Below are 4,186 nucleotides of genomic sequence, written 5' to 3'. Positions count from 1 at the left end.
ATCCGTATACACGCATTGCAGCCAGCATCCCATTAACAACAACTCACAGGGGTTGACATCACTCACCCCACAGACACCCATTGTTATGATGGGGTGGAAATATGAAAATGAAAGAAAATTCTGATATTTTGGCACATCTCGGTAACTGGCTTATATCGGTAAAAGAACAAGGCATCGGGGCAGTTCTCGCCGGGACAATGGCCTTCCTTCGTGGTCGCTATAACGGTGGTGGTTGGATAAAGGTGTCAACCGATGCCTTTATGTGTGCCATGTTCGCCTGGTTTATTCGTGATGTACTAAATCTGCTTGGTCTGAATCCTGATTTAGCCTATATCGGCAGTGTGATGATTGGCTATTTAGGTACAGACTTTATTGGTCAATTGCTGCGTAAGGCAGCAGAGAAAAAAACGGGAGCATCTTCTGATGGAAATCAGTGATAAAGGCCTCGAGTGCATCAAACTGTATGAAGGTTTGATACTGAAAGCCTACCCCGATCCCGCAACCGGTGGTATTCCATGGACAATTGGTTATGGCCATACCAAAGGGGTTAAAAAAGATGATGTGATTACAGAACAGCAAGCTGAGGCATTTTTGCTTGATGATCTCCAACCTATTTACACCACATTAAGGCAATGGGTTAAAGTTCCTTTGAATCAAGGCCAGTTCGATTCCTTGTGCTCGTTTATATTCAATTGTGGCAGTGGCCACTTTTCCAGTTCCACGTTATTGAAGAGGCTTAATCAAGGTGATTACTCCGGCGCAGCGGCAGAGTTTTTCCGCTGGAATAAAGCGGCAGGTAAATTCATGCGTGGGCTGGATAATCGCAGGGCATCTGAACGCCAGATGTTTTTATCATGAAGCTCAATTTCACCAATGGCACGGTTATTGCGCTAATTATTGCTTCAGCCTCAGCATTTCTATACCGATCAGGATATAAGAAACAGCTCGGCATCAATAGCGACCAGAAAACCGAAATCCAGCAACTAACCGACACCATCAACTACCAGAACACGCACATTGAAATGCTGCATGAACTGGATGTCAAACACACTCAGAAAATCGCCGATGACCAGATTGAAATCAATAAGCTGCGGGATGCTGCTCATGCTCATCCTGAGCGGGTGTACATCAAAGCCAAGTGTCCCATGTCTAAAACCATTGCCAGTTCCGGCATGGATGATGCAGTCACCGCCCGACCTACAGACACCGCTATCCGAAATTATTGGCTACTCAGAGAACGAATTGCCACCTCAGAACAAATGATCCTGGGGTTGCAGGGGTATATCAAAACACAGTGTCAGTAGCCTTCTGAGTAATCGGCAGTACCTTAAAACTGCCATTCTTACCTCAGGTGTGGCAGTTTTGCATTAGTAGTGACAGTATCAGCAATAACCTATGCCATCATTTCTGTGGTAGCAGGAATAAGAAAGATAGCAATTAATGTTTCTTATGGCTTGCATATCAATGCTTCTGAGGGAAGACTGAATAATGGATAGTAAATTCCCGCTACATATGCCCAACTAAGTAATCCACCGCCGCCAAAGCAAATGAAATATAGGAAGAACCTTTTAACGATAGAGCCATTTTTATCAATTACTGCTTTTAATGGCAGATGATTCAGAAATGCATCCAATAAAAATATTGCGAATAAAATAGCGACAAAAAATCCCATTAAATGACCTATGAATGATTCATATTGGGGGTATTTGCAAAAAGCTCTTGCGACAAAAAAATAAATCAAGCCATTCACTACTGAATAACTTGCAAGTTTAGACATTAACACACTAAAACTATCTGCATGTTGAGGTGTTTTTTTTAACGAATTATCAATTTTTTCAAAAGTTGATTTAAAACTCATACCGGCTCCTTAATTATGAACTTATTTATGACTGGAAATATAAATTTACCAATTTTTAACTAACTGAAATTTGAAATAAATCACTTAATGAAATTAAAGTAATTGTGATGGTTTCTTTATTTTGACAACGATTTCAATAAGTCATATACCCATTTGCAACTATTGTGAAAATCACCTGGCTTGATTTATGTTTTGAGTCCACCTTTGGGTATTTTTTTGCTATATGGAGGTAGAACATGCCACCTCGTGTCCCCCGTGCCTGCCGCAAGTCAGGATGCCCTAAGACCACCACTGGTCGCTCAGGCTATTGTACTGACCACCAACACACGGGCTGGCAATCTCACCAACAAGGCAAGAGCCGACATGCTCGCGGCTATGGCAGCCAATGGGATAAGTTAAAAGTTCGTGTCAAACAACGGGATAAGCATCTGTGCCAGCACTGCTTACTTCAGGGGAGAGTCGTTACGGGTATCACTGTTGATCATATACAACCCAAAGCCCGTGGTGGCACCAATGCGTTAAGCAATCTACAGCTATTGTGTGAAGCCTGCCATAGACAAAAGACAGCCACGGAGCGATTACGATAAAGGTTGAGTGAATATTAATTTCCAAAAGTAATCATTCCTCATATGTATAGTCACGCAACGGGAGGGGCGAGTCAAATCCCTGCCACTCTCGCCTCAGGGGACCGTCGCTTAGGGACAATTTTTATCCCCGCGAAAAATGAACTTTAAATCGGGTGATATTTCCTCGCCTTTCACTGTCTTTCTGAATACAGGAGGTTCTGAATATGGCCGGCACGGCGGGCAAGTCAGGCCGTCGCCCCAAGCCGACGGCACGAAAAGCACTGGCAGGCAATCCCGGCAAGCGCAAGTTGAATCGGGATGAACCGAGCTTTACGCCACTGTCCGGTGTATCACCCCCGGATTGGTTTGCCGAAAACGGGATGTCATTGGCGGTGGTGATGTGGGAACTGACCACGAAAGAGCTTTGTGGTCAGGGAATTTTATGCATTACCGATTTGGCGGTTCTTGAGCGCTGGTGTGTGGCGTATCAGTTTTGGCGGCAGTTGGTTGTTGATATAAAACGCGACGGCACCCGACTGATTGGCGCGACGGGCGGACCGGTAAAAAATCCAGATTTAACAGCCAAAAAAGAGCAGGAGTCTGATATGGACAGAACGGGCGCGATGCTGGGCTTAGATCCGAGCAGCCGTCAGCGCCTGATCGGGGCGGCAGGCAAGGCCAAAACGGACAACCCGTTTATGAGGATGATTTCATCATGAGCCGTAAATCCTATCTGAATGTCAATGCGGCTAATCAATATGCCCGGGATGTGGTGCGCGGCAAGATTGAGACCGGGCGTTCTGTCAAAGAGGCTTGTCAGCGCCATCTGGATGATTTAGCGAAAGAGAAGGGTAAAGCTTTCAAGTACCGCTTTGACAAGGACCTGGCCGAACGTGCTGCCAAATTCATTCAGCTACTGCCCCACACCAAGGGCGAATGGGCCTTTAAGAGGATGCCGATCACACTGGAGCCGTGGCAGTTGTTTATCGTCTGCTCGGTATTTGGCTGGGTGCATAAAGGCAGCCGGTTACGCCGCTTTCGTGAAGTCTACACAGAGATCCCCCGTAAAAATGGCAAGTCTGCCATCTCGGCGGGGGTGGCGCTCTATTGCTTTACCTGTGATGACGAGTTCGGGGCGGAGGTCTACTCCGGTGCGACCACGGAGAAGCAGGCATGGGAAGTGTTCCGGCCTGCCCGGCTGATGTGCAAGCGTACCCCGATGCTGGTTGAGGCGTTCGGCATAGAAGTGAATGCCTCCAACCTGAACCGCCCGGCAGACGGGGCAAGGTTTGAACCGCTGATTGGCAACCCCGGCGACGGGCAGTCCCCCAGTTGCGCGATTGTCGATGAGTACCATGAACACGATACCGACGATCTGTATACCACCATGCTCACCGGGATGGGAGCGCGGCGTCAGCCCCTGATGTGGGGGATCACCACGGCAGGTTACAACATTGAAGGTCCCTGTTATGACAAGCGCCGTGAAGTGATTGAAATGCTGTCCGGCAATGTACCCAACGATGAGCTGTTCGGGGTGATCTACACGGTGGACGAGGGGGATGACTGGACTTCCCCGGACGTACTCCGCAAGGCCAATCCCAATATGGGCGTGTCAGTCTATGCGGACTTTTTGCTCAGTCAGCAACAGCGCGCCCTGAACAACCCGCGATTAGCCAGCGTCTTTAAGACCAAGCACCTGAATATCTGGGTTTCTGCCCGTGAGGCTTACTTCAATATGGTGAGCTGGAAACAGTGCGAGGAC

The 4,186-nt window shown here is 47.5% G+C and carries 7 protein-coding genes; 6 read left to right on the top strand and 1 reads right to left on the bottom strand.

Translation table 11 applies throughout. From position 1 onward, the window contains the following. Positions 1-101 precede the first annotated feature (101 nt). The 3 genes from PSI15_RS17195 to PSI15_RS17185 are packed head-to-tail and all read left to right on the top strand — an operon-like array spanning position 102 to position 1,304. Positions 102-437 (top strand): phage holin, lambda family, encoded by a 336-nt coding sequence (locus tag PSI15_RS17195; RefSeq protein WP_273584588.1) that lies wholly within the window; start codon positions 102-104, stop codon positions 435-437. Further along, entirely contained in the window at positions 424-858 is a 435-nt protein-coding gene (locus PSI15_RS17190) for a lysozyme (protein ID WP_273584587.1), read from the top strand. Before PSI15_RS17195 ends, PSI15_RS17190 begins: the two co-directional genes overlap by 14 nt. Continuing rightward, on the top strand, positions 855-1,304 hold the full coding sequence (locus PSI15_RS17185) for a lysis protein (protein ID WP_273584586.1): 450 nt from the start codon (positions 855-857) through the stop codon (positions 1,302-1,304). The genes PSI15_RS17190 and PSI15_RS17185 overlap by 4 nt, the downstream gene beginning before the upstream one ends. A gap of 143 nt (positions 1,305-1,447) precedes the next feature. On the opposite strand, the gene PSI15_RS17180 is transcribed toward PSI15_RS17185, so the two are convergent. Continuing rightward, a complete protein-coding gene (locus PSI15_RS17180; protein WP_273584585.1) occupies positions 1,448-1,858 on the bottom strand; it encodes a hypothetical protein in 411 nt (136 codons plus the stop codon). A gap of 236 nt (positions 1,859-2,094) precedes the next feature. On the opposite strand from PSI15_RS17180, the gene PSI15_RS17175 reads away from it, so the two are divergent. From PSI15_RS17175 to PSI15_RS17165, 3 genes are all read left to right on the top strand, one after another. After that, positions 2,095-2,445 carry an HNH endonuclease gene (locus PSI15_RS17175; RefSeq protein WP_273584584.1) on the top strand — a complete coding sequence of 117 codons (351 nt, stop codon included), beginning with the start codon at positions 2,095-2,097 and terminating at the stop codon, positions 2,443-2,445. Positions 2,446-2,648: 203 nt separating this feature from the next. Next, on the top strand, positions 2,649-3,143 hold the full coding sequence (locus PSI15_RS17170) for a phage terminase small subunit P27 family (protein WP_273584583.1): 495 nt from the start codon (positions 2,649-2,651) through the stop codon (positions 3,141-3,143). Next, on the top strand, positions 3,140-4,186 hold a 1,047-nt coding region (locus PSI15_RS17165; protein WP_273584582.1), incomplete at its 3' end, for a terminase large subunit. The genes PSI15_RS17170 and PSI15_RS17165, both read left to right, overlap by 4 nt.

It is taken from the genome of Xenorhabdus sp. PR6a (assembly GCF_028599065.1).
Classification (GTDB): Bacteria; Pseudomonadota; Gammaproteobacteria; order Enterobacterales; family Enterobacteriaceae; genus Xenorhabdus; species Xenorhabdus doucetiae.
Note: the sequence above shows the minus strand (reverse complement) of the source record. Positions and strands in the feature narration are given on the sequence as shown.